This is a genomic window from Actinosynnema sp. NPDC023587, assembly GCF_040640215.1.
In the GTDB taxonomy this organism is placed as follows: domain Bacteria; phylum Actinomycetota; class Actinomycetes; order Mycobacteriales; family Pseudonocardiaceae; genus Actinosynnema.
Map to the genome: position 1 here is coordinate 104,586 of NZ_JBFABG010000015.1, position 24,023 is coordinate 128,608.

The following is a 24,023-nucleotide window of genomic DNA, read 5'->3' on the forward strand; positions in this document are numbered from 1 at the left end:
GACGCGCGGGGTTGTCGGTCGACGCACCGTCCTTGTCCGCCGCCGCACGACCGCGCGCCGCCCGGTTCCACGGGCCCGCCCGCCGGGGCGAGACTGCGGTCACGTCGAGAAAGGACCGCCCGTGACCGAAACCGCATCGACCCTGTCGGACACCTCGACCTGGCTGCCCCTGGACGGCCTGGCCCCCGGTTTCGACGAGAACAAGGCCGCCACGGTCGGTGACCTGCACGGTCGCGAGATCGCCCTGGACGGCCCGGACGGGCCGCTGCTCACCGCGCGGTTCGCCGGGACCCGGATCGAGTGGGACCGAGGGGTGGACGACTGCGAGACGTTCCTGGTCGACGAGGGCCTGTACTACACCCAGTTCCACCCGGCGGACCGGCCGCGCGAAGCGGTGTCGCTGTTCCTGGACCTGCGCGACGGCCGGGCCCTGGTCGTCACCACCACGATCAACGAGACCGGCACCCCGCGCGTCACCCAGCGGTTCCAGCCCGCGACCATCCGGGACGCCGAGGTGACCGGCACCGAGCCCGCCCCCACCCGCTCCCTGATCGGCCGCCGGGCGATGTGGATCTACAGCGCCGAGCACGCCTACGAGCACGTCTACCTCAGCCCGCACTGGTACACGTGGCAGTGCCTGGCCGGTCCGGAGAAGGGCCTGGCGGACACCGACGAGAACTCGGCCTACCAGCTACGCCCCGGCATCTTCGTGTTCACCTGGCGGGAGAAGGTCATCCCGTGCGCGTCGGTCACCGTCGCCGACCACCGCGACGTGCACCGGCTGCGGTCGCACGGCGTGCTGTTCGGCCTGGACGAGACCGGTGCGGGGTCGACCCACTTCACGTTCGGCGCGCACGGCCGGCTGCTGAGCAACACCGTGCACCCGGAGGAGTACGACCCGGCCCTCTGAGCAGGCGGATCACGCGGCCCCGCCGCTCGGACCGGTCCGAGCGGCGGGGCCGCGCGCCGACGTGCTCGCGCGCCGACCGGTCCCGGTGTCACCGCCGCACCCCGACCCACCCGGAACGGCCGGGACCAGGCGTTTTCCGGTGCTATGGCGATCTGTGATCTCCCCGGCCGTGACGGGCGCGGACTACGTTCGGGTGAACCGCCGGGGCGGGCCGTCGACAGCCCTCCTCCGCCGCGCTCCCTGCCGCGCGGCCTTCGGCGGTCCCCTGCACCGCGAGGAGATCCAGCATGTCCAGACTGCGCCTGTCACCGGTGGTCGCGCTGGTGGTGATGACCACCGTCGGGGGTTTCACGGCGGCGGTGCCGCCCGCGTCCGGTGCGCCCCTCGCCGCCGAACAGCCGGTGCTCGCCGCGATGCGGCGTGATCTCGGCGTCGCCGACCCGGTCGCCCGGCTCGCCGCCGAGCGCGTCGCGGCCCAGGCGGACCGGGGGCTGCGCGCGGCCCTCGGTCCGCGCCTCGGCGGCAGTTGGTACGACGCCGACCGGGGCACGCTCGTCGTCGCGGTCACCGACGACCGCGCCGCCGCGCTGGTGCGGGCCCGGGGCGCGGAGCCCCGGGTCGTCACCCGCTCCGAAACCGCGCTCGACGCGGCCAAGGTGCTGCTCGACCGCTCGGCGACGAGCGCCCCGGCGTCGGTGCCGGGGTGGCGGACCGACCCGGCGGCGAACGCCGTCGTGGTCAAGCACGCGCCCGGTGCGGCGGACCGGGCGCGTGCGTGGGTCGCCGCCACCGGTGCCGACCCGGCGGCGGTGATCTACGCGGAGAGCCTGGAGCGCCCGCGCCCGCTGATCGACGTGGTCGGCGGCAACCGGTACTGGACCAGCCAGTACGGCTGCTCGGTCGGGTTCTCCGTGCAGGGCGGGTTCATCACCGCCGGGCACTGCGGCGAGGTCGGCGAGACCACGACCCAGCCGGGCGGCAGGTTCGAGGGCTCCAGCTTCCCGACCGACGACATGGCGTTCGTGCGCACCGGCGCGGGGGAGACCCCGGTCGGCGCGGTCAACGACTACAACAACGGCCGGGTCGCGGTGAAGGGCTCGCAGGAAGCGCCGGTCGGCGCGTCCATCTGCCGTTCCGGCGGCACGACCGGCTGGCACTGCGGCACCATCCGGTCCCGCAACGCGACCGTCGACTACGGCCCGGAGATCGGCCAGGTCTACGAGGCCATCGAGACGACGGCGTGCGCCGAGCCCGGCGACTCCGGCGGTTCGGCGATCTCCGACGGCCAGGCCCAGGGCGTGACCTCGGGCGGGTCCGGCGACTGCAAGGGCGGCGCGGCCACCACGTACTTCCAGCCGGTGGCGGAGATCCTGCGCGCGTACAGCGTCACCCTGCTGACCTCGGGCGGCGGACCGGGCACCCCGCCCGGCTGCGGCACGTCCGCGACCGGCAACGTCACCTCGGGCGGCAGCACCGTCCAGCCGGCGGCGGGTTCCTACGACGCGGGCGCGGGTGCGCACAAGGGCTGCCTGAAGGGCCCCGCCGGCACCGACTTCGACCTGTACCTCCAGAAGCAGAGCGGGACGACGTGGCGCACGGTCGCGTCCGGCGCGGGCCCCGCCTCGACCGAGACGGTCACCTACACCGGGACGGCCGGCAAGTACCGATGGCTGGTCCGCTCCTACAGCGGGTCCGGCCGGTTCACCCTGGAGACGACCAAGCCCTAGTTCCCCCACGCACCGGGTCAGGGGTCCGCAGCGCTGCGGACCCCTTTCCCGCGCGCGCCGCGCGGCGGTACGGTCGCGAGACCACCCGGGGGGCGGGCGAGCCGCCTGCGCGGGGAGTGCGGAGGTCCCGTGGAGCTGGAAGTACGCCACCTGCGCGCGTTGGCCGCGATCGACGACACCGGCAGCCTGACCAGGGCGGCCCGGCTGCTGGGCATGACCCAGCCCGCGCTGTCCGGCCTGCTCAAGCGCATCGAGCACAGCGTCGGCGGCGCGCTGTTCTTCCGCGCCGAGTACGGCTGCCTGCCCACGCCGCTGGGCGCGGAGGTACTCGGCGAGGCGCGCGTGGTGCTCAACAGCATGTCCGCGATCGCCGAGCGGGCGGGCGAGTGGTCCCGGCGCGGCGGCCCGTCCGACCCGCTGCGGGTCGGCGGCTACTGCGGGTACCTGCACGTCGCGGTGAGCCGGTGGCTGCGCGAGCAGCCGTGGTGCGCGGAGGTGAGCCTCCAGGAGGACCTGGACGAGCGGATCAGCGTGGAGAAGGTGGCGACCGGCGAACTGGACCTGGCCCTGGTCTACCGCCCGCCGCTGGCCGGCCTGACCACGCCGCCGGGGGTGGTCGGCGTCGTCGTGCACCCGGCCGAGCCGGTGTTCGTGATGATGGCGCACGACCACCCGATCGCCCGGTCGGGTCCGGTGCCGCTGGCCGACATCTTCGACCACGCCTGGGTGGACGAGCCGCCGGGCGCGACCCGCTGGTGGACCTACCTCAGCCAGGTGTGCCACGAGCACGGCCTGACGCTGCGCCAGCCGCACAACCCGCAGTGCCTCGCGACGTTGCTCGAACTCGTCGGGGCGAAGCTCGCGGTCGGCCCGGCCCTGGCGACCAGCCGCGACCGCCCCGACGGCATCGTGGTCCGGGCGATCGAGGGCACGCCGATGTGGCAGGAGCTGCGGCTGTTCCACCGGCCGGACACCGTGGTGGCCCAGCACATCGAGGAGATCCACCACCAGGTCATGGTCGCGTACGCGGCCCGCCGGGGGTGCAGCCCGGCGTTCGACGCCTGGTGGTGCGAACGGGGCCGCGAACTGCTGCCGGCGGTCTGACCGTCAGCTCCGCACCAGCCGCAGGATCTCGTCCACGAGCAGTCGCGGCTGGTCGAACAGCACCAGGTGCCCCGAGCGCCCGGCCTCGACCAGCCGGCCGTTGGCCAGCGCGGCGGCGGTGCGGCGGTGCCCGTCGACCAGGTCCCGGCGCACCGCCCGGTCCAGCCGGGTCGACCGGGTGCCGGTGACCACGGTGACCGGCAGCCCGCCCAGGTCCGGCGGGTTCTCGCGCAGCGCGCGGAGCTCGTCCAGGAACGGTTCCAGCTCGGCGACCACCGCGCGGGCGGCGGCGGGGCCGAAGTCCTCCGCGAGGTGGTCGGCGAGCACGTCGGCGGGCTGGACCCGACCGGCCCGGCCGCCCAGGAGCTTGTACAGGCCCAGGCGCGCCAACGACGGGGTGAGCCGGGCGGTCAGCGCGAACCGCTTGGCCGCGGCGGGGGTGAAGTACAGGTCGGCCTTCTCCTCGGCCTGGTCGACCAGCACCAGGCCGTGCACGCGCCCCGGGTCGCGGGCTGCGGCGACCCGCGCGATCGGCCCGCCCCAGCTATGTCCGACCAGGACGAACGGCCCCGGACCGAGCGCGTCCAGCAGCGCGCCGAGGTCGTCGGCGAGGTGCTCCAGGGTGCGGGGGCGCGGGTCGGGGTCGCTGCGGCCGAACCCGGCCCGGTCGTAGACCACGGCCCGGACGTGCTCGGCGACGGCGGGGTGCACGAGTCCCCACGTGGACCGCGAGAGGCCCAGGCCGGACTCGAACACCACCACCGGGCCGCCGGTGCCGCGCGACATGTGGTGCAGGCGGCGTCCGCCCAGCTCCAGGTACGCACTCGTGCCGAACGAATGCGTGGTTCCCACGTGCGCCTCCTGCGGTTGCGTTCCGAGGCAGGACCCTAACTCGGACGTCACCGAGGACGACGGTGCACCCAACCGCGCCAGGACCGGTCGTCATGCCGCCGGGATTGATCGTCGGGACCGTGCCGGCCGACCTGATCGCGGTGCCGGGCGGGGCACCCGGCCCGGACGCGGTGACCGGTCAGCCGGGAGAAGCCGCGCCGTGCGAGAACGACGCGGACTCCGCGCCGCGCTGCGGCGCGTGCTGCGCGCGCAGCCTGGGCAGCGCGTCGGTCAACGCCTCCAGCAGCAGGTCGGCGAGGTCGTGGCTGAACCCGTTGCGCACGACGATCCGCAGCACCTCCAGGTCCTGCCGGTCGGCGGGGAAGCGGTAGGCCGGGACCAGCCAGCCCCGTTCCCGCAGGGCCGCCGAGACGTCGTAGACCGAGTAGCCGCTCTCGCCGTCGGCCAGCGTGAACGCGAACACCGGCAACTGGGTGCCGTCGGTGAGCAGCCGGAACGCGCCGAGCCGGGCGATCCGCGCCGCCAGGTCGGCGGCGACCTCGCGCGAGTACCGCTGCACCCGCCGCAGACCTTCCCGGCCCAGCCGCAGGAACGTGTAGTACTGGGCGACGACCTGCGCGCCCGGCCGGGAGAAGTTCAACGCGAACGTCGGCATCTCGCCGCCCAGGTAGTCGACCTTGAACACCAGGTCGTCGGGCAGCGCGTGCGCGTCGCGCCACACCACCCAGCCGACGCCGGGGTAGACCAGGCCGTACTTGTGGCCCGAGGTGTTGATCGACGCCACCCGCGACAGGGTGAAGTCCCACACCAGGTCCGGGTCGCAGAACGGGGCGACCATCGCGCCGGACGCGCCGTCCACGTGCACCGGCACGTCCAACCCGGTGGTCGCTTGCAGGGCGTCGAGCGCGGCGCAGATCTCGGCGACGGGCTCGTAGCTGCCGTCGAAGGTGGACCCGAGCACCGCCACGACGCCGATGGTGTCCTCGTCGCAGCGCGCGGCGGCCTCCTCGGCGGTGAGGTGGAACCGGTCGCCCGACATCGGGACCAGCCGGGCCTCGACGTCCCAGTAGTTCGCGAACTTCTCCCAGCACACCTGGACGTTCGCGCCCATCACGATGTTCGGCCGGTCGGTGGGCCGCCCCTCGGCGCGGCGGCGGTGCTGCCAGCGGCGCTTGAGCGCCAGGCCCGCCAGCATGCACGCCTCGCTGGAACCGGTGGTGGAGCAGCCGGTGGCGTGGTCCGGGTCGACGGCGTGCCACAGGTCGGCGAGCATCCGCACGCACCGCTGCTCCAGGTCGGCGGTGCGCGGGTACTCGTCCTTGTCGATCATGTTCTTGTCGAAGCACTCCACCATCAGCGCCCGCGCCCGGGGCTCCATCCAGGTGGTGACGAAGGTGGCCAGGTTCAGGCGCGCGTTGCCGTCGAGCATCAGCTCGTCGTGCACCACCTGGTAGGCGGTGTCGGCGTCGAGCTCGGCGTCCGGGAGCCGGTTGCGCGGGATGCGGGTGGGCTCGTCGGTGAACACGGGGTTGACCGAGACGTGGTCGCGGCCGGAGTCCGGCGGGTGGTCGAGCGGCACGGGTTCTCGCCTTTCACCGTTGGGACGCGGCGGCGCGCGCGCCCAGCGCGCGCAAGGACATCGGGTGCGTCGGCGGGTGGTCGACCACCGTGCGGCGGGTCGTGCGCAGGTCTCCGTCGACGTGCAGCAGCTCGCCGGGGCGCAGCGGCAGCCACTCCGGGTTCTCGTCCATCCGCTCGGTGGCGACCACGACGGCCGGGTGGTCGGCCAGCGCCCCGGAGCGGGCGCGGATCCGACCGGCCGCGCTCGCGTGCTCCAGGTGCCGCCCGGTGGGGTCGCGGTGCAGCACGAACAGGTCGTGCGTGTCCGGGTAGCGCAGCGCCCACAGCTCGGTCGGCGTGGTCAGCACCAGGTTGATCGCGAACACCGGCAGGGTGTCGGCCACCCACCGCGCGGCGGCGGTGACGCCCTCGCCGACGTCGCCGAGCGCCTCGGCGTGCCGGGTGATCAGCGCGAAGAACCGCTCCGAGTCGGTGTCGCCGGCCACCAGGTCGCGGTGGTCGCCGAGTTCCGCCTCCAGCCGGGGCAGGTCGCCGATCACGCCGTTGTGCGCGAACAGCCGGCCGTGCTGTTCGAACGGGTGGGTGTTGCGCGGCTCCAGACCGCCGGTGGAGGCGTAGCGGACGTGCGCGAGGAACGTCGTGGACTCGACCTCGCGGGCGTCGCGCGCGAAGCGCTCGTCCTCGTAGGCGGCGATCGGCTGCTTGTCGACCTGCGGCGCGCCGTCGGCGTCGAACCAGCCCAGGCCGGTGCCGTCGGGCTCGCGCCTGCTCTGCCGGGCCAGGCTGTCCGGCGCTTCCAGCAGCCAGAACGCCGCGTGCACCCGCAGCGGGGCGGCGGACAGCCCGAACAGCCGGCACATCACGCACCTGCCAGGTGTGGTCGGGTCACCGGCCCAGCCAAGCACCGACGGCGCGCCGCCGCCGGCCGTGCGCCCCCGTTCGGGTGGTCCGGCCGGTGCCGACGTGCGCGGCCGTGGGTGGCGGCGGGTGCTGGCGGGTGGCGTGCGCGGCTCGGTGTCGGGGTGTGTGGGGTCGGGTGCCGGGGTGTGCGGGTCAGCGCCAGCGGGCCGCGTGGTCGCCCGCGTAGCCGACGATCGTGCCCCGGTCGTTGACGTCGGTCGGCCTGCTGCGCGAGGTGCCCGGCGCGGTGGGCAGCGCGACCGCCCGGTCGTCGTGACCCCAGCGGACGGCTTGGACGCGCACGCCCGAGCCGTCCTCGTACACCCCGACGACCTGGCCCGCGTTGTTGATCCGCACCGCCTCGCTGTGCGCGTAACCGGGTGACACGCCCAGGTCGGTGACCGCGCCCGTGCGGTCCCAGCGGACCGCGCGCTTGGGCCCGGCGTCCCGGTGCGAGTAGCCGGTGGCCACGTCGAAGTCGTTCACGGCGGCGGCGCGGCTGTCGGTGTGACCGGGCAGCTCGCCCAGCGCGACCGGCGTGCCGGCCGCGTCCCAGCGGGCCGCGTGCGACCAGCGGGACCCGGTGACCGACCCGCCGACCAGGGCACCGCGCCGGTTGGCCGCCGACACCCCGGCGGTCCCGTCGCCGGGCAGCGCCCGCAGGCGGGTGACCGTGCCGTCCGGGTCCCAGCGCACCGGCTCGCCGCCGCCGTCGCCGTCGCCCGCGCTGCCGTACACCACGCCCCGCTCGGTGATCCCGCTCGCCGTGGACTGCGTCCGGCCGGGCGGGAGCGGCAGCAGGGTCGCGGTCCCGTCCGGGGCCCACCGCACCGCGCGCGTGCCGGTCCCGCCGACGTGGCCGACGGCCGATCCCGAGTTGTTGACCGCGCGGGCCATCCCGTAGGTGAAACCGTCCGGTGTGGACAGTGCGGTGACCCGTCCCGAGGGGTCCCACCGGACAGCGGCGCGCGGTGAGCTGAACACCGCCGACACGCCGACGGCCACACCCGCGTCGTTGACGGCGTGGGCGACCGAGCGGTCGTGCCCCGCCAACGGGTTCAGCGCGGAGATCACGCCGTCGGCGTCCCACCGGACCGCGACCTCCCGGTACGCGCCACGCCTGCCGGACGACCCGATGACCACGTCGTGCTCGTTGACCGCGACCGCGTGGCTCCACGCGTCACCGGGCAGCGTGCCCAGGTCGGTGAACGTCGGACGCCAGGGACCGGCCGCGCCGGCGGAGCCGGGTGCGACGGCCAGCGCGACGCCGACGACCGCCAGCCCGCCCACGGTCCGCCGCACACTTCCGTTGCCCACGTTCGTCCTCTCCCCGGACGGCCGTTCCGCGCCGACGCAGGACAAAACGCTAACAGCGGAAACGCGCTGCCGGTGATGTCTTCACCAGTCCTTCACCGTACGCCCCCGGCGTTCGACCGGCGTTCGCACGGAAGTCGTCTGACCGGCTGGCGGCGCGGGAACCGCCGCCGGTCGTCTTCGACCTGGAGACGTGAGGGTCGCACGGCGTGCGTTTCCCTCCGCTTGCACAGTCCGAATTTCTGCGGTTCCACGCGGGTCGGTACCGGTGCGCCGGTCAGCAGGGCGCGGCACTCGGCGTCGGCCTGCCGGGACCGGGGCTGTCCCAGCCTGGGTCGCCTGGGTTGTTGTCGGGGAGGCGGTGGCGGGTTCGGCGTAGTCCTTGCGCTCCTTCTCCGCGATCAGCTCGGTCACGTGCGCGATCGCGGCAGCCTCGGACGCGAGGTCCTCGACCTTCGTCCGCTCCTCCGTCCGCCCCTCCGTCCCGATCCGTCCGAACCGGACGGTGACGCTCGCACCGGCCCGCCCGATCTCCCCGAACTTCGCGGACCCGTCACCGGTCGGTGCGCGGGCGGGCCGCCGTCTAGGCTGGCTCGGGGGCATTCCCGGTGTGAGGAGGACGTGGTGGCGCTGGTCGAGGTGGAACTGCCCGATCCCCGGCGGATGCGGGGGCGGTGGGCGGCCTTCGCCGCGGTGTGCGCGGCGCGCGGGTGGGGCGACACCTGCCACGCGGACGGGCCGGTCTGGCACTACGACGACGGCGGCGGCAACTGGGCGGACCTGCACCTGGTGGGGGAGCGGGCGGTGCTGCTCGGTCACGACCACGAGTACTCCGAGACCTACTACGCCACCGCCGCTCAGTACTTCGAGGAACCCGAGACGGATCTGCTCGCCGGTGCGCCCGACTGGTGGGCGGGCCCGGTCCGGTCCACGCTCAAGCACGGCGTGTGGGTGGGTTTCGTGTACGGGTTCGAGGACGGCGGGTGGCGGCGCGCCCCGTACGACCTGGACGACGGCTTCGACTCGATGAACCTGCCCGCCGCCGACGACCTGCGCTGCCGCGAGCTGATCGTGGAGTTCACCCGCGACGCGCCCGACGGGGTGGCCGACCCGGCCGCCGTCGCCGCGCTGGTCGCGGCGGACGCCGACGTCACCGAGGAGCAGGTGGCGGCCGTGGTGGGCCGGAGCTGGGACGTGGCGGCCGGTACGGCCGCCGCGCGGAGGTTCCGCCCCTGACGGGTCCTTTGTGGACCCCCTGCCGGCTCGTGGTGTGAGCCTGGCAGGGAGAGTCAAGGTTCCGCACCCCGTCCCCACCTACCGTCCTCCCTATCCGGTGGAGGGGAGGAGGACGATGCTGGACACGCTCCACACGCTGGAAGTGGTGCGCCGCCGAGGGTTCGTGTCCCGGTGGGTGCTCGGTGCGGTGCTGGTCGCCGTGGTGGGCTGGTTGGCGTGCACGGTCGCGGCCAGCCCGAATCTCGAATGGACGGTGGTCGGGCAGTACTTCTTCTCGACGCCGGTGGTGGCAGGCGTCGGCGTCACGCTGGTGCTCACCTTCGCCACCCTGGGGATCGGCCTGGTGCTGGGCGCGTGCCTGGCGATGATGATGCAGTCGCGCAACCCGGTGCTGTCGGCCGCCGCGTCGGGGTACGTGTGGTTCTTCCGAGGCGTGCCGCTGGTCGTGCAGATCGTGTTCTGGTTCAACCTGTCGCTGCTGTTCCCCACGGTGGGGTTCACGCCGACGAACCAGCTCATCACGCCGTTCCTGGCCGCGCTGCTCGGACTCGGGCTGCACGAGGCGGCCTACCTGGCGGAGATCATCCGGGGCGGGTTCCTCGCGGTGCCGCGCGGCCAGGTCGACGCCGCGCTGACCATCGGCATGACCCGGTCGGTCGCCACCCGGATGATCGTGCTGCCGCAGTCGATCCGGGTGATCCTGCCCGCGCTGGGCAACCAGTTCATCCTGATCCTCAAGGGCACCTCGCTGGTGTCGGTGATCGGCGGCGGTGACCTGATGACCCGCGCGCAGCAGATCTACGGGCAGAACTACCAGGTGATCGCGCTGCTGCTGGTCGCGACCGGCTGGTACCTCGTGCTGGTCACCGTCGCGGGCGTCGGTCAGCGCTTCCTCGAACGGTGGGCGGTGTCGTGATGGTGGGCGGGCTCCGCATCCGGGGTATCCGGAAGTCCTTCGGGGACCTGGAGGTGCTGCGCGGCGTGGACCTCGACGTCGCGCCGGGCGAGGTGGTCTGCGTGATCGGCCCGTCCGGCAGCGGCAAGAGCACGCTGCTGCGCTGCGTGAACCACCTGGAGCCGGTCGACGCCGGTTTCGTGCAGGTGGACGACGTGCTGGTGGGCTACGAGCACCGTGACGGCCGGTTGTACGAGAGCGCCGAGCGCGACATCGCGCGCAGCCGACGCCGGATGGGCATGGTGTTCCAGCAGTTCAACCTGTTCAGCCACCTCACGGCGGTGCGGAACGTGACGCTCGGCCCGGTCCGGGTGCTCGGTCGCGACGCCGGCGAGGCCGAGCGGGAGGCGCGCGAGCTGCTCGCCCGGGTCGGGCTGGCCGCGCACGCGGACAAGCTGCCCGCGCAGCTCTCCGGCGGCCAGCAGCAGCGGGTGGCGATCGCCCGCGCGATGGCGATGAAGCCGTCGGTGATGCTGTTCGACGAGCCGACCAGCGCGCTGGACCCGGAGCTGGTGGGCGAGGTGCTCATGGTGATGCGCGACCTCGCGTCGCAGGGCATGACCATGGTCGTCGTCACGCACGAGATCGCGTTCGCGCACGAGGTCGCGGACACCGTGGTGTTCATGGACGACGGTGTGGTGGTCGAGTCGGGGCCCGCCGCGCAAGTGCTGCTGTCGCCCCGATCGGAGCGGACCGCGGCCTTCCTCGCCCACGTCCGCCGCCCCAGGAAGGAACACGACCATGCTTAGACACGTGCTCGCCGCCGTCGCCGCCGTCGGTCTGCTCGCCGCGTGCGGCGACCCCGGTGCGACGCAGCAGCAGGCGCAGTCGGACGCGCCGCTGCCCGCCAAGGACCAGGCGTTGCACGACCTCCTGCCGCAGCGCCTCAAGGACGCGGGCGTGCTGAAGGTCGGCACCACCCTGCCGAACCTGCCCTACCTGCTCACCGACTCGAACAACAACATCACCGGTGGCATCACGCCGGAGGTGGGCCGGGCGGTGGCCGCGAAGCTGGGGCTGCGCTACGAGATCGAGAACATCGCGTGGGAGGCGCTGCTGCCCGGTGTCACTGCCGGCCGGTTCGACATGGCCGACGACGGCCTGTCCGACACCGCGGAACGCCAGCGCGTCGGCCTGTTCGTGGACTACATGCAGTCGGCCAGCGTGCTGGTGACCGCGAAGTCCAACGAAGGCAAGTACAAGTCGCTGGAAGACGCGTGCGGCAAGCGGGTGGCGACCATCCGGGGCACCACGGACGTGCAGCACGCCGAGGAGGTCTCGCAGGACTGCCTGACCAAGGGCAAGCCGGCCGTCGAGGTCACCCAGTACCCGACCGCGCAGGACGCGGACCTCGCGCTGCGGTCCGGTCAGGCCGATTTCCAGGTCGCGGTGACCGAGCAGGCCAAGTACGCGATCAAGGAGCAGAACGCGCCGATCGCGATCGTGTCCGAGGACTTCGCCCCGACCTACGTGGGGATGTACCTGCGCAAGGACGACGAGCAGTTCGCCGACGCGCTGCTGGCGGCGTTGAAGGCGCTCAAGGCCGACGGGTCGCTGGACCGGATCATCGGCCGGTACGGGCTCCGCCCCCTGGCCGAGCCGGGGGTGAACCTGGCCACGTCGGGTAGCTGAACGGGGCGGCCGGAACCGCTGCCGCTGCACGAGATCGAGGTCCCGGTGCCGTCCGGCTTGTCGCCGTTCGCCATCGGGACCTTCGACGAGATCGGGGCGTTCACCCGCGCCCGGTTCCCGCACCGGCACGACTTCTACGAGATCCTGTACCTGACCGGCGAGCACCGGGTGCGCCGGTGTCGTCCTCGGCGTGGCAGTTCACGCGCCTGGTGGACGAGCACGTGCTGGCCGAGCGCTCGGTCACCGGCAAGACGCCCGGCGCGGTGATCCGGGCCGCGCCGGCACTGGAGGCCAAGCGGCTGCTCGCCCGCACCGAGCTCAGCGCCGCCCGGGTGGCGCAGCGGCCGGCGTTCGAGGACGCCTCCGGCTTCGGGCGGTTCGTCAAGCGCGAGACCGGCGGCAGCCCGGGGGACTCTCGCCGGGAGGTCCGCGAAAAGTACCAGTTCACCCGAGAGCGTTGACTGTCCGCCCGGCGTCGCCGGTTCGTACCTTCGGGGAGCACCGACACCGAAGGAGTTCCTCGAATGCCAGGCAGATCCGAGATGCACCCGGACCGGCTCGCCCCGGTGGGCGGCTCCCCGCGTCGTGTCCGCGCGTCGTGAGCGATCCCGTTCTGCTGCACCGCGTCAAGGCGTTCATCGACGCCTGGCTGTCGGGCCCGGAGCTCACCCCGGAGCGGGTCGCGGCGGCCAACCACGTGTCGACGCGGCAGCTCTACCGGCTCTTCGAGACCGAGGGCACGACGGTGGCCCGGTGGATTCGCGACCGGCGGCTGGAGCGGTGCCGGCGCGACCTGATCGCGGACGGCGTCGGGGTGGGCGTGGTCGGCGCGCGGTGGGGGATGCCGGACTCGTCGTACTTCAGCCGGGTCTTCCGGCAGACCTACGGCTGCCCGCCTCGGGAGTACCGGCGCGCGGCGGGGGTGGGCTGACCCACCGGCCGCCCCCGGACGAGTGGCGGCGGCCGAGGTGAAAGCGCTGCTCCCGGCCCTGCTCGCGGCTTGGGGCCGTTCAGCGCACGGGCGTGGAATCGGAGGGTGGTACAACGAAGGGACCGCGCCACCCGAAAGGTCCGCCCGTGATCCGGATTCTGCTCGCCGAGGACATGCACATGGTCCGGGGCGCACTCGTCGCCCTGCTGAACCTCGAACCCGACATCGAGGTCGTGGCCGAAGTCGCCTCGGGGGACGCCATCCTGCCCGCCGCGCGCGCCCACCGGGTGGACGTGGCGGTGATCGACGTCGACCTGCCCGGCATGGACGGCCTGACCGCGGCCGGTGAGCTCCACGCGCACCTCCCGGACTGCCGCACCCTCATCCTGACCAGTCTCAACCGCCCCGGCACGCTGCGCCGCGCGCTGGCCGCGAAGGTCGGCGGGTTCATCCTCAAGGACGCCCCGGCCGACCGGCTGGCCAACGCGGTGCGCGGGGTCGCCGCCGGCCGCCGGGTGGTGGACGCGGACCTCGCGCTGACCGCGTGGGACTCCGCCGACTGCCCGCTGACCAGCCGCGAGATCGAGGTGCTGCGGCTGGCCGCGGCGGGCGCGAACCCGACCGAGATCGCGGCCCGGCTGTACCTGTCGGCGGGCACCGTGCGCAACTACCTCACCACGATCGTCACGAAGTTCCAGGCCCGCAACCGGGTGGACGCGATCCGCATCGCGAAGGAGTCCGGCTGGCTCTAGGGCCGGGCCGCCACCGGTGATCGACCCCGACCACCCCCACCGGCTGTGCGGACAGTCCCTCGGGTCCTGAAGCCGGTTCCCGGGGGATGGGCGTCACCAGCGGGGCGCGCGGGCGTCCGCGATCACCGCGGTCAACCGGGTGCGCCCGGACGGCAGCGGTCGCACCACCAGCTCCACGCCCAGTTCGGCCAGCCGGGCGCGCAGCGGGGGAGCGTCGTCCGGCCCGTCGTGCCGGTCGGTCACCGAGACGACCGCGCCCGCGTCCCGGCGCTCCACGCCGACCTGGCACCGGTAGCCCACGTCCTCGGGCAGGCGGGCCGCCCGGTGGTGCACGATGGCCGCGAGCACGCCGCGCACCGGGAGCGGCAGCTCGCCCAGGTCGCGCTCCACGTCGGCCACGACGGCGGTCGCGGTCAGCGACGCCAGCGCCGACTGGACCTCCTCCACCGGGAACTCGCGGTAGCCGCGCGCGACCGACCGGACGTCGGCCAGCGCCCGGCGGGACAGGTCCAGCACGGTCACCAGCTCGTGCTCGGCGCGTTCCGGGTCGGTCGCGATCAGCCGCCGGATCAGCTCGCTCTTCATGGTGATGGCGGACAGGCTCAGCCCGAGCAGGTCGTGCAGGTCGCGGGCGAACCTCAGCCGCTCCTCGGTGAGCACCAGCCCGACCAGCTCGTCCCGGGTCTGCCGCACCTCGGCGGCCACCCGCGACAGCGTGCCCAGCGCGAACACCACCAGGCCGTTCACGAACGTCGCCACCACGTTGAACACCACGTCGAGGTGGTCGCGGGCGAGCACCTCCTGGACCACGCCCACGCTCACCACCACCGCGGTGAACGTCGTCCACGCCGCCCACGGCCGCAGCACCAGCAGCGCCGACCCGGCCAGGAAGCCCGGCAGGCTCACCCAGGCGACGCCGAGCACGGGCAGCGGCAGGTACACCAGGGCCGCCTGCACCAGCAGCGCGAGCCGGCCCAGCCGGGGCCGCGTGCGCGGCCCGGTCCGGTTGAAGCACCCCAGTTGCACGGCCAGCAGACCCGCCGCGCCACCGATGCCGACGACCAGCGCCACCGGGTCCGCCGTCAGGTAGAGCAGGTGCACCGCCGCCGCGGCGAAGAACCCGACCAGCACCAGCGCGGTGAGCGCGGTCGACACCCCCGCCTCGGTGGGGCGGGGGTGTCGGCGGCGCGGCTCGTCCGCCCGGCCCGGGGTGGCCGGCACGTGGGCGGTCAGCCGGAACCGGCCCGGCCCGTCCGGTCCGGCGCGCAGCTCGCCGCCGAGCGCGCCGACCCGGTGCGCCAGGTTCCCGAGGCCGCTGCCGGCGCGCACCTCGTCCGGCCGGTCGGGGACGCCGTCGTTGACCACCTCCAGCCACGCCCGGCCGTCGCGGACCAGCACCGACACCGAGCACCGCTCGACCTTGCTGTGCCGCAGCACGTTCGTGACCGCCTCGCGCAGCACGGTCGCCAGCACCGACCGCACGTCCTCGGGCAACCCGTCGTCGGCGCGGTCCAGGTCGACCGCCACGCCCGCCGCCCGCAGCACCGCGCACGCGTTGTCGCACTCCTGCTCCAGCGACAGCGCCGCGTACCCGCCCGCGACCGACCGGACGTCCCCCAGCGCGCGCCGGGCCACGGCCAGCACCTCGTCCAGCTCCTGCCCGGCCCGCTCCGGCTGGACCCGCAGCAACCGGTGCGCGAGCTCGGTCTTGAACGTGATCGCGGACAGGCTCAGCCCCAGCAGGTCGTGCAGGTCGCGGGCGAACCGGAGGCGCTCCTCGGCGACCACCGCGCCGGCCAGCTCGGCCCGGGTCGAGGCGAGCTGGCCGATGAGCCGGGACAGCCGGGTGATGCCGTACACCGACAGCGCGAACACCATCACGCCCAGCGGCGTGTACACCACGTCCAGCGGGTTCTCGCTGATCCGGCTCTGCACGAGGGTGACCGCGCCGAGCCCCGCCGCGAACGCGGCCCACCCCGCCGCCGACGGCCACACCAGCAGCAGGCTGCCGAGGAAGAAGCTGGGCATCCCGATCCACGCCTGGCCGAACTCGGGCAGCGGCCCGAACGCCAGCGCGGCCTGCGTCCCCAGCGCCACCAGCGCGAGGGGGGAGTGGAGATCGCGGTCGTGCCGGCCGAAGTAGCCGAGCTGCAACGCCGGCAGCGCCACCAGGCAGCCCACCGCGAGCGCGAGCTGTCCCGGCGACGGCCCGGTCAGCAACACCTGGAGCGGCCCGACGACGCTGTAGCCGCAGAACACGGCGGACACGACGGCCACCGCCAGCCAGGGGGCCAGCCGCACGCCCCGGCCGACTCTGATGGCCCGCACGCCGCCTCCGTCTCCTGGTCGCCGGTGGTGGGGAAGACCCGATTCTCCCGCAGCGGGGCGAACCCCCATCGTAACCGGCGGTGGTCGGGCCACCTCGGGCATCCGCCGAGGTCAGGTGCGGGAGCGGCGGTCCGGGGCAGCGGTCCGGTGCGGCCGGTCCGGGGCCGGGGCGGGCGGTGGTGCCGGCCGGCGGGTGCACCACGCCGGCCGGGCCACCCGCAGCGACGTCGCCAGGTCCACCACGGCTGTGGTGGTGCTCAGCGCGGTGGCCGCCCGCGCCGCCGAGTGCCGGTGCGACCGCATCCGGCCGTCGGCACGTGATCGCGCCCGGCTCAGAGGAACACGGGGATCGGGTTCAGCCGGTGGTAGGGCGTCGGGCGGTCCCGCAGGCCGCGCGCCACCGGCACGTCGAACAGCCGGCCGGGGGCGAACCTGGCCCAGAAGTGGCGCAGGCCGGGCGCGAGCACCTTCACCACCGGGACACCCACGTCCGGCCGGGTCTGGTCCAGCACCAGCACCTCCACCCCGGCCGCCTCGACCCGCTCCCGGACCAGGTCGACGTCGGCCGCGAGGTCCTGCGCGGGCGCGCGCGGGAAGTCCGCCGGGCGGCGCGCGGGCAGGTCCGGCGCGGGGGACAGGTAGGGCTGCCCGGTCGCGGTCGCCGTCCGCCACCAGTGCGCCAGGTCCGGGTCGTCGGGGGCCAGGGCCGCGCCCGCGAGCACGGCGGGCATCATCTGGTTCAGCTCGGCCACCGCGCGGCGCAGGGCGGTCCGCGCGTCCAGGTGCGCGCCCAGGCCGAGCACCACCTGTCCGCCGGTGTCCGCGCGGGCCGACAGCGCCACCAGCACCGGCACGCCCAGGTCCGAGGTCACGTCGAGCACCCACACGCGCCGGCCGAGCCGGGCGTGCTGCGCGCGGGACTCGTCCACCCACGGGTCGGCGAACGCGTCGAGGTCCACGCCGGCCACGCGCAGCCGGTTGTACCACCAGATCGCCACCGCGTCGCGCTCGACGAGCTCGCACAAGCCGTGCAGCACCGCGTCCTCGACGCTGCCGCCCGCAGCGGTGCCGTTGGAGTCGGCGCGCAGGCTCGCCCCCTCCGGACCGGTGGGCACGCCGAAGTAGAGCATCGCGGTCGGCACCAGCCGGTGCCGCCGGGCGGTCACCGACCACACCGGCGTCCAGTCGAGTTCGGCATCCGGGTCGAACGGCGCGACCACGTGCTGGAACGGCGCGTGGGCCGCGTTCCAGCCGTCCCGGTCGGTGAACTGGCGCGGGTCGTGCAGCATCAGGTCCTGCGGGTGCACGGCGCGCTCGCCCAAGCCGCGCAGGCTGCCCCGGAGGCGTTCCTCATCGCCGTGGAACAGCGCCGAGTGCCGCTCGGCGGCTTCGCACAACGCGCTGACCTCGGCGTGCAGCGGCGTGACGCCCTTGCCGCCGTTGTGCGACCGCAGCGCGGAGCGCAGCCCGTCGAGGTCGGTCACCGTCGCGGCCACGTTCGGGCCGGAGCGGTAGCAGTTGAAGAACTCCGGGCCGTCCGGCTCGATCCGCTTCACGATCCCGGTGACCGGTCCGACCAGGTGCCCGTGCCGGGCCAGCACCTCGCCGGGGGACAGCGCGCGCTCGCCGCCGGGTGCCTTGGCGCGCGGCGCGAGCCGGACCGGCCGCCACGCCCTGGCGCGCACCAGGCCCGGTGTCCCGCAGGACGCGCACTGCGGGTCCGGGCGCAGCTCGTGGTGCTCCGCGCGCAGGGTGAGGCTGTCCATCGTCCAGACCGCGCGCTGCCCGGCGTGCCGGTGGCCGGCCAGCCAGTGGGCGATCTGCAAGGCGGCGACGTTGACCGCCGTGGCGACCAGCGGCGGCAGCGAGCACGGCGGCGTGGGCGCGGGACCGGTGCGGCCCAAAGCGTGCTGCGCGCACGCCTCGGCCCTGCGGTGCCGCCGCAGGCGGGCGGCCAGGCAGTGCCAGCAGCCGGGCCCGGCGGACGGGAACACCGGGCCCACCCAGATCGTCGCGCCGACCGGTTTCACCGGCAGCCACGGCGTCCCGCTCGCGCGGTGCCCGGCGTCGACCCGCGCCAGCCCCGGGTCCAGGTAGTCCGCGCACAGCACCGCCGTGAGCGCGGCCGGACCATCGGCCACGACGTCGAAACCGCTGTCCCGCAACGCCCGCCCGGTCGGCTCGGGGTCCAGCCCGCCGAGCGCCGTGACGCGCACCCGGCCCGGGGCGGCGGGCCGGTCGACGCCGGCGGCGTCCCAGTAGGCGGTCGCCGGGGGGTCCGCGACCGGGGCGTGCGCCGCCAGCAGGCCCTCGTCGCCCAGCCGCAGCAGGGCGGCGGCCACGTCCGCGGCGTCGCCCGGCACGGCGGCCAGCACGTCGCGGAGGTCGTGGCGGCCGTCCAGGAGCGCGGTGAGCGCGGACACGTGCTGTCCTCTGAGGACGGTCACGTCGTGCTCGGAGAACAGGTACGCCTCTCCGGAACCCGCCGTCTCCGCCCGCAGGTGGCGCTTGAACCCCAGGTACGGGCCCGCGCCCCCGGCGACGGTGGTCATCGGGGCGCGGGCGCGGTGACGCTGCTGGCGCAGACGGTCGGCCGCAGCGCGGCGTTCGCGTCGTCGGACCGGTGGTCGTAGGTGTCGATGCGCAGGCCCGAGGCGTCGCCCGGACCGATGCCCAGTTCGGTGAGCCTGAGCAGGAGCTGTCGACTGGCGTCGTTCACGAAAGACCTCCGTGGTCGGGGACTGAGCCGGATAGCTCGCGCGTGCAGTGTTCTGCTCCCGGCACTGGTCGACCAGTGTGCCCATAACCGCGACTACGTGTTCTTTTCACGACCATTCGGCCGCCGTCGCCCGGGTGACCCGACGCCCTTCGGATTCGCCGCGCACCGGAATCCGCGGCATTCGGTGGCACTGTCCACGACCACGTCCGGCGAGGTCGGGGGCCACGGACGCCGCGCCGTCGCGCACCACGACGGCGACCACGTCGTCACCGGTCCGGAACTCGTGGGCCGATTGCCGGGCTGCGGCCGGTACGGTGTCGGGAGGGTGCTTTCGCGGTGGTTATTCGGTGTGCCGAAGCATGTTTTCCCCGCGTCCCCGGTGAACGTTCTTCAGATCGGAACAGCGGGCCCGCGCACTGTCGGTGGACGGCCCGCTCTGGGAACGTGGACAGGTGGCCCACGCCGATTGTCGCTGAGAGAGGCTCGCCCATGCGCCGAGGCACCACCCGGGTCGGCACCGGTACCCGCGCGGCACTCGTCGAGCGGGTCTCGCCCGGCGTGGCTGCCGTGACGCGACCTGCCGTGACGCGACCTGCCGTGACGCGACCTGCCGTGACCCGACCGACCGTGATGCGACGGGTCGGGGAGGACGGGCGATGAGCAGCGCCGAAGCGGCGGTCCGCGCCGGGGACGCCGTCGTGCGGGTCCCGGAGATCCTGCACTCGACCCTGGTCCGCGCCGCGCCGCCGGTCGTGTTCGACCTGCTGAGCAGCGGCCCGGCCTGGGACCGGTGGTTCACCGACGGCTCGTCGTTCGGCCCGGAGGTCGGCAGCCGCGTGCACCTGGTGTGGAAGGGCTGGACCGAGGACGGTTCGGACGTGACCGACGAGGGCGAGGTGGTGGCCTGCGAGCCGGGGGAGAGGTTCGCCTTCACCTGGGGTTCGCCGCCGTCCCTGGTCACCTTCACCACCGTGCCGCACGTGCACGGGACGTGGTTGCAGGTGGTGGAGACCGGTTTGCCGCAGACCGACACCGGCCTGCGCCGGTTCGCCGAGTGCTCCACCGGGTGGGGCGAGGCCCTCACCCTGGTCCGCTGCTACGCCGAGTACGGCATCCGGCTGTCCACTTAGGACACCGGGCGGCGAGCGCCGACCCCGCTCCCGCGATCACGCCGGCGGCTCGGTGGTCAGCGCCCGGGTCATGAAGTCCACCAGCCACGACTGCGCCGGGCTGCGGGCGTGGGCGTGCCGGGCGTAGATCGAGACCTGGGCCGGTTCGATGTCGAAGGGCAGGTCCAGCAGCCGGACCCGGTGGGTCGCGGTGAACACCCGCGCCACCAGCCGGGGCACCATCGCCACCAGGTCGTCCTCCTGCACCAGGTAGGGCAGGGAGGTGAACCTGGTCGTCTCCACCACCACCCGGTGGCCCAGGCCGTGGGCCTCCAGCGCCCGGCGCGGCCCCTCGTGCCCGGTCGGGCCGTAGACGGTGAGGTGCCGCTCGGCGGCCAGTTCCGCCAGCGTCGCCCGGTCGCCCCGCAGGCGCGGGTGGGACGCCGCGACCATGGCCACGTAGCCCTCCGCGAACAGCGGTATCCGGGCCACCCTGGGCGTGCTGAACAGCGGTGACGCGATGAACGCGTCGACCTCGCCCCGGCCCAGCAGGTCCGGCGCGTTGACCACGTCCAGCGGCCGGACGGTGAAGGTGACCCCCGGTGCCTGCGCGGGCAGCGCCGCGATCAGCCGGGGGAGCAGGGACACCTCGCCCAGGTCGGACAGCGCGAGGGTGAACGCGGCGTGCGCCGTCGCCGGGTCGAACGGCCACGCGCCGCTCACCGCCTCCTCGATGCCCGCCAGCGCCGCGTGCAGCGGCTCGTAGAGCGACCGCGCCGTCGCGGTCGGGACCAGCCCGCCCTTCGCGCGCCGGAACAGCTCGTCGCTGAACCGGCGGCGCAGCTTCTGGAGGCTGTAGCTGATCGTCGGTTGCGTCACGTGCAACGCCTCGGCGGTCGCGGTGACGCTGCGGGTCTCGTAGAGCAGCACGAACGTGCGCACCAGGTTCAGGTCGAAGTCCCGCAACTATAGATCCCATCTATGTCGCCGTCGTCGAACATTTATTGGAACACACTCCGGCAGGTTCCTAGGGTCTGGGGAACCGGGGGCGCGCCCCGACCCCGCCACCGAGGAGGACCCCTTGCCGACCGTCCGCCGGATCGTCCACGAGTTCCTCGAACGCCGAGGTCTGACCACCATCTTCGGCAACCCCGGCTCCAACGAGCTGCCGTTCCTGGCCGACCTGCCGGAGGCGTTCCGCTACGTCCTGGGCCTGCACGAGGGCGTCGTGGTCGGCATGGCGGACGGCTACGCGCAGGCCACCGGCCGCCCGGTGCTGGTCAACCTGCACGCCGCGGCGGGCTCCGGCAACGCGATGGGCGCGCTCACCAACGCCGTCTACTCCCGCTCGCCGCTGGTGCTCACCGCGGGCCAGCAGGTCCGGTCCGCGATCGGGCTGGAGGCGATGCTCGCCAACGTCGACTCCCCGCAGTTGATGCGCCCGCTCGTGGCCTGGTCCGGCGAACCCGCCACGGCAGGCGACGTGCCGCGCTCGGTCGCGCAGGCGCTGTTCGAAGCCGAACTGCACCGCCGGCCCACCTACCTGTCGGTGCCCTACGACGACTGGGGCCAGGAGGTCGACGAGAGCGCGTCGGTCACCCTCGACCGCACCGTCCGGCGCGGCTCGCAGCCCTCGGAGTTCCAGCTCGCCGAACTGGTGGCGCGGTTCGAGGCGGCCCGCAACCCGGCGCTCGTGCTGGGCGGCGAGATCGACGCGGCCGGCCTGTTCGACCGGGTCGTCGCCCTGGCCGAGCACCGGTCGCTGCCGACGTGGGTCGCGCCGTCGCCCTACCGGCTGCCGTTCCCCAACCGGCACGAGCTGTTCCGGGGCGTGCTGCCCGCCGGGATCGCCGCCGTGTCCGACGCGCTCGCCGGGCACGACCTGATCCTCGTGCTCGGTGCCCCGGTGTTCCGCTACCACCAGCACGTACCGGGCGCGTACCTGCCGGCGGGCAGCCACCTGGTGCAGGTGACCGACGACCCGGGCGCGGCGGCCCGCGCGCCGATGGGGGAGGCCCTGGTGGCCGACCCGGGCGCGGTGGTCGAGGCGCTGATCGCCCGCACCTCCTCCCGGCCGACCCCGCGCTCGTTCAAGCCCAACCCCGAGCCGGCCACCGCCCCGAGCGCGCTGCACCCCGAGCAGGTGTTCGCGGCGCTGCGCGAGACCCAGCCCGAGGACACCGTCTACGTCGTCGAGTCGACCTCCACGAACGCCGCCTGGTGGCGGCAAATGGACCTGCGCCGGGGCGGCTCGTACTTCTTCCCGGCCTCCGGCGGCCTGGGCTTCGGCCTGCCCGCCGCCGTAGGCATGGCGATGGGCCGCCCGGACCGGCCGGTGGTCGCGGTGGTCGGCGACGGCTCCGCGAACTACGGCATCACCGCGCTGTGGACCGCCGCGCAGTACGGCGTGCCCGTCACGTTCGTGATCCTGCGCAACGGCACGTACGGCGCGTTGCGCTGGTTCGGGCAGTTGCTGGGCACGCCCGACGTGCCCGGCACCGAGATCCCCGGCCTCGACTTCACCCGCATCGCCGAGGGCTACGGCGTCCCCGCGACCACCGTCACCGGGGTCGAGGAGCTGCGGGCGGAGCTCAAGACCCCGGGTCTCCGGCTGATCCAGGTGGACACGTTCCCCACCTCCCCGGAGTGACCGGCTGACCCGTCAGCCGGCGGAAGGAGCACGGCAATGGCGACGTCTCCACCCCGCTCGACCTGGACGGCGGTGTTCTGCTGGCTGACCGTCCTGCTGGAGGGCTACGACCTGGTCGCCTTCGCGGCGACCATCCCGACCCTGCTCAAGACCGGGCACCTGGGCTTCACCCCGGCCGGCGCGACGCTGGTGGCCACCCTGTCGCTGGTCGGCGTCGCGATCGGGGCGGCCGGGTTGAGCCCGCTCACCGACCGGTTCGGCCGCCGCCGGCTGCTGATCGGCTCCGTCCTGCTGTTCTCCCTGTTCACGCTCGTGATCCCCCTGTCCCCGAGCGTGTGGGTGTTCGCGCTGCTGCGGTTCGTCGCGGGCCTGGGCCTGGGCGCGTGCATGCCGATCGCGCTGACCGTGATGGCGGAGAACCTCCCGGCCCACCGCCGCGCCAGCGCGAGCACGGTCACCATGACCGGCTACCACGTCGGCGCGGTGCTGATGTCGGTGCTCGCGCTGTCCGCGGGCGACGACTGGCACCTGCTGTTCTACGGCGGCGGGGTCGCGGGCCTGATCGTGGTGCCGCTGATGTGGTGGCGGCTGCCGGAGTCCCGCGCGTTCCTGGAGGCCCGGGACCGGTCCGACCGGCTCTCGCCGCGCGACCTGATCGGCCCGCGCTACCGGCGGACCAGCATCGCGGTGTGGATCGGCTCGTTCATGGGCCTGCTGCTGGTCTACGGCCTGAACACCTGGCTGCCGCAGCTCATGCGCACCGCCGGCTACCCGATCTCGACCGCGCTGACCCTGCTGCTGGTGCTCAACGTGGGCGCGGTGCTCGGCCTGCTCGCGGCGGGCCTGATCGCCGACCGGTACGGCGTCAAGCCGGTCGCGGTGATCTGGTTCGGCGCGTCGGCGGTGCTGCTGGCCGCGCTGAGCCTGCGCGTGGACAACGCGCTGCTGCTGAACCTGGTGGTGCTGCTGACCGGCGTGTTCGTGTTCTCGGCGCAGGTGCTGATCTACGGGTACGTGTCGCAGGCGTTCCCGGCACGAGCCCGGGGCACCGCGCTGGGCTTCACCTCCGCCGTCGGCCGGGTCGGGTCGATCGTGGGCCCGTTCGTCACCGGCGCGCTGGTCACGGCCGGCATCGCCTACCCGTGGGGGTTCTGGTTCTTCGCGGCGGTGGCGGCCCTGGCGCTGGGCGCGGTCCTCCTGCTGGCCCGCGACCCCGAACCGCGCGAGGTCACCACCTGATCCCACCGGGTCCGCGCGACCGGCCCGGCGTCTCATCGGTGCGCCGCCGCCGGTCGTTGAGCCACATCCAGTAGAGCGCCCCCA

General features: G+C 74.2%; 23 protein-coding genes. 13 read left to right on the top strand and 10 right to left on the bottom strand.

Annotation, left to right across the window (positions count from 1 at the left end; translation table 11 throughout):
- Nucleotides 1–121 precede the first annotated feature (121 nt).
- The 3 genes from AB0G01_RS30110 to AB0G01_RS30120 all read left to right on the top strand — a co-directional run bounded on the left by AB0G01_RS30110 (nt 122) and on the right by AB0G01_RS30120 (nt 3,741).
- The gene (locus AB0G01_RS30110; RefSeq protein ID WP_360952388.1) at nt 122–910 is read left to right on the top strand and encodes a molybdenum cofactor biosynthesis F family protein; all 789 of its coding nucleotides are present in this window, start codon (nt 122–124) and stop codon (nt 908–910) included.
- Nucleotides 911–1,197: 287 nt separating this feature from the next.
- Nucleotides 1,198–2,637, top strand: coding sequence for a S1 family peptidase (locus AB0G01_RS30115; RefSeq protein ID WP_360952391.1), 1,440 nt, complete (start codon nt 1,198–1,200; stop codon nt 2,635–2,637).
- 129 nt (nt 2,638–2,766) lie between these two features.
- Complete coding sequence (locus AB0G01_RS30120; protein WP_360952394.1) at nt 2,767–3,741, top strand: LysR family transcriptional regulator; 975 nt, start codon at nt 2,767–2,769, stop codon at nt 3,739–3,741.
- 3 nt (nt 3,742–3,744) lie between these two features.
- Here AB0G01_RS30120 and AB0G01_RS30125 read toward each other — a convergent pair whose 3' ends face one another.
- From AB0G01_RS30125 to AB0G01_RS30145, 5 genes are all read right to left on the bottom strand, one after another.
- On the bottom strand, nt 3,745–4,593 hold the full coding sequence (locus AB0G01_RS30125; RefSeq protein ID WP_360952397.1) for an alpha/beta hydrolase: 849 nt from the start codon (nt 4,591–4,593) through the stop codon (nt 3,745–3,747).
- Between the two features lie 178 nt (nt 4,594–4,771).
- Complete coding sequence (locus AB0G01_RS30130) at nt 4,772–6,094, bottom strand: glutamate decarboxylase (protein ID WP_360952450.1); 1,323 nt, start codon at nt 6,092–6,094, stop codon at nt 4,772–4,774.
- Nucleotides 6,095–6,185: 91 nt separating this feature from the next.
- Nucleotides 6,186–7,034: a class II glutamine amidotransferase gene (locus AB0G01_RS30135; protein WP_360952400.1), complete on the bottom strand. Its 849-nt coding sequence runs from the start codon at nt 7,032–7,034 to the stop codon at nt 6,186–6,188.
- A 193-nt stretch (nt 7,035–7,227) separates the two neighbouring features.
- A complete protein-coding gene (locus AB0G01_RS30140; protein ID WP_360952403.1) occupies nt 7,228–8,391 on the bottom strand; it encodes a hypothetical protein in 1,164 nt (387 codons plus the stop codon).
- 81 nt (nt 8,392–8,472) lie between these two features.
- A complete protein-coding gene (locus tag AB0G01_RS30145; protein ID WP_360952406.1) occupies nt 8,473–8,991 on the bottom strand; it encodes a WGR domain-containing protein in 519 nt (172 codons plus the stop codon).
- 21 nt (nt 8,992–9,012) lie between these two features.
- Between AB0G01_RS30145 and AB0G01_RS30150 the strand changes: the two genes are divergently transcribed.
- From AB0G01_RS30150 to AB0G01_RS30180, 7 genes are all read left to right on the top strand, one after another.
- Nucleotides 9,013–9,624: a proteophosphoglycan 5 gene (locus tag AB0G01_RS30150; protein WP_360952409.1), complete on the top strand. Its 612-nt coding sequence runs from the start codon at nt 9,013–9,015 to the stop codon at nt 9,622–9,624.
- 115 nt (nt 9,625–9,739) lie between these two features.
- On the top strand, nt 9,740–10,540 hold the full coding sequence (locus AB0G01_RS30155) for an amino acid ABC transporter permease (protein ID WP_360952412.1): 801 nt from the start codon (nt 9,740–9,742) through the stop codon (nt 10,538–10,540).
- On the top strand, nt 10,540–11,328 hold the full coding sequence (locus AB0G01_RS30160) for an amino acid ABC transporter ATP-binding protein (RefSeq protein ID WP_360952453.1): 789 nt from the start codon (nt 10,540–10,542) through the stop codon (nt 11,326–11,328). Before AB0G01_RS30155 ends, AB0G01_RS30160 begins: the two co-directional genes overlap by 1 nt.
- Entirely contained in the window at nt 11,321–12,211 is an 891-nt protein-coding gene (locus AB0G01_RS30165; RefSeq protein WP_360952415.1) for a transporter substrate-binding domain-containing protein, read from the top strand. Before AB0G01_RS30160 ends, AB0G01_RS30165 begins: the two co-directional genes overlap by 8 nt.
- A 176-nt stretch (nt 12,212–12,387) precedes the next feature.
- Nucleotides 12,388–12,672 (top strand): helix-turn-helix domain-containing protein, encoded by a 285-nt coding sequence (locus AB0G01_RS30170; RefSeq protein ID WP_360952418.1) that lies wholly within the window; start codon nt 12,388–12,390, stop codon nt 12,670–12,672.
- A 137-nt stretch (nt 12,673–12,809) separates the two neighbouring features.
- Entirely contained in the window at nt 12,810–13,142 is a 333-nt protein-coding gene (locus AB0G01_RS30175) for a helix-turn-helix domain-containing protein (RefSeq protein WP_360952421.1), read from the top strand.
- Nucleotides 13,143–13,288: 146 nt separating this feature from the next.
- Nucleotides 13,289–13,894: a response regulator transcription factor gene (locus AB0G01_RS30180; protein WP_360952424.1), complete on the top strand. Its 606-nt coding sequence runs from the start codon at nt 13,289–13,291 to the stop codon at nt 13,892–13,894.
- 93 nt (nt 13,895–13,987) lie between these two features.
- Here the strand turns inward: AB0G01_RS30180 and AB0G01_RS30185 are convergent, their stop codons facing one another.
- The 4 genes from AB0G01_RS30185 to AB0G01_RS30200 all read right to left on the bottom strand — a co-directional run bounded on the left by AB0G01_RS30185 (nt 13,988) and on the right by AB0G01_RS30200 (nt 18,941).
- Nucleotides 13,988–16,222 (bottom strand): histidine kinase, encoded by a 2,235-nt coding sequence (locus tag AB0G01_RS30185; protein ID WP_360952427.1) that lies wholly within the window; start codon nt 16,220–16,222, stop codon nt 13,988–13,990.
- A 111-nt stretch (nt 16,223–16,333) separates the two neighbouring features.
- Nucleotides 16,334–16,525, bottom strand: coding sequence for a hypothetical protein (locus tag AB0G01_RS30190; RefSeq protein WP_360952430.1), 192 nt, complete (start codon nt 16,523–16,525; stop codon nt 16,334–16,336).
- A 29-nt stretch (nt 16,526–16,554) separates the two neighbouring features.
- Nucleotides 16,555–18,774: a TOMM precursor leader peptide-binding protein gene (locus AB0G01_RS30195; protein WP_360952432.1), complete on the bottom strand. Its 2,220-nt coding sequence runs from the start codon at nt 18,772–18,774 to the stop codon at nt 16,555–16,557.
- Complete coding sequence (locus AB0G01_RS30200) at nt 18,771–18,941, bottom strand: hypothetical protein (protein WP_360952435.1); 171 nt, start codon at nt 18,939–18,941, stop codon at nt 18,771–18,773. Before AB0G01_RS30200 ends, AB0G01_RS30195 begins: the two co-directional genes overlap by 4 nt.
- Before the next feature lie 656 nt (nt 18,942–19,597).
- Here AB0G01_RS30200 and AB0G01_RS30205 point away from each other — a divergent pair.
- Nucleotides 19,598–20,071, top strand: coding sequence for an SRPBCC domain-containing protein (locus AB0G01_RS30205; RefSeq protein WP_360952438.1), 474 nt, complete (start codon nt 19,598–19,600; stop codon nt 20,069–20,071).
- 36 nt (nt 20,072–20,107) lie between these two features.
- Here AB0G01_RS30205 and AB0G01_RS30210 read toward each other — a convergent pair whose 3' ends face one another.
- Nucleotides 20,108–21,016, bottom strand: coding sequence for a LysR family transcriptional regulator (locus AB0G01_RS30210; RefSeq protein WP_360952441.1), 909 nt, complete (start codon nt 21,014–21,016; stop codon nt 20,108–20,110).
- A gap of 115 nt (nt 21,017–21,131) precedes the next feature.
- On the opposite strand from AB0G01_RS30210, the gene mdlC reads away from it, so the two are divergent.
- Nucleotides 21,132–22,700, top strand: a complete 1,569-nt coding sequence (gene mdlC, locus AB0G01_RS30215) for a benzoylformate decarboxylase (protein ID WP_360952444.1) — start codon at nt 21,132–21,134, stop codon at nt 22,698–22,700.
- A gap of 36 nt (nt 22,701–22,736) precedes the next feature.
- On the top strand, nt 22,737–23,939 hold the full coding sequence (locus tag AB0G01_RS30220) for an aromatic acid/H+ symport family MFS transporter (protein WP_360952447.1): 1,203 nt from the start codon (nt 22,737–22,739) through the stop codon (nt 23,937–23,939).
- Nucleotides 23,940–24,023 lie beyond the last annotated feature (84 nt).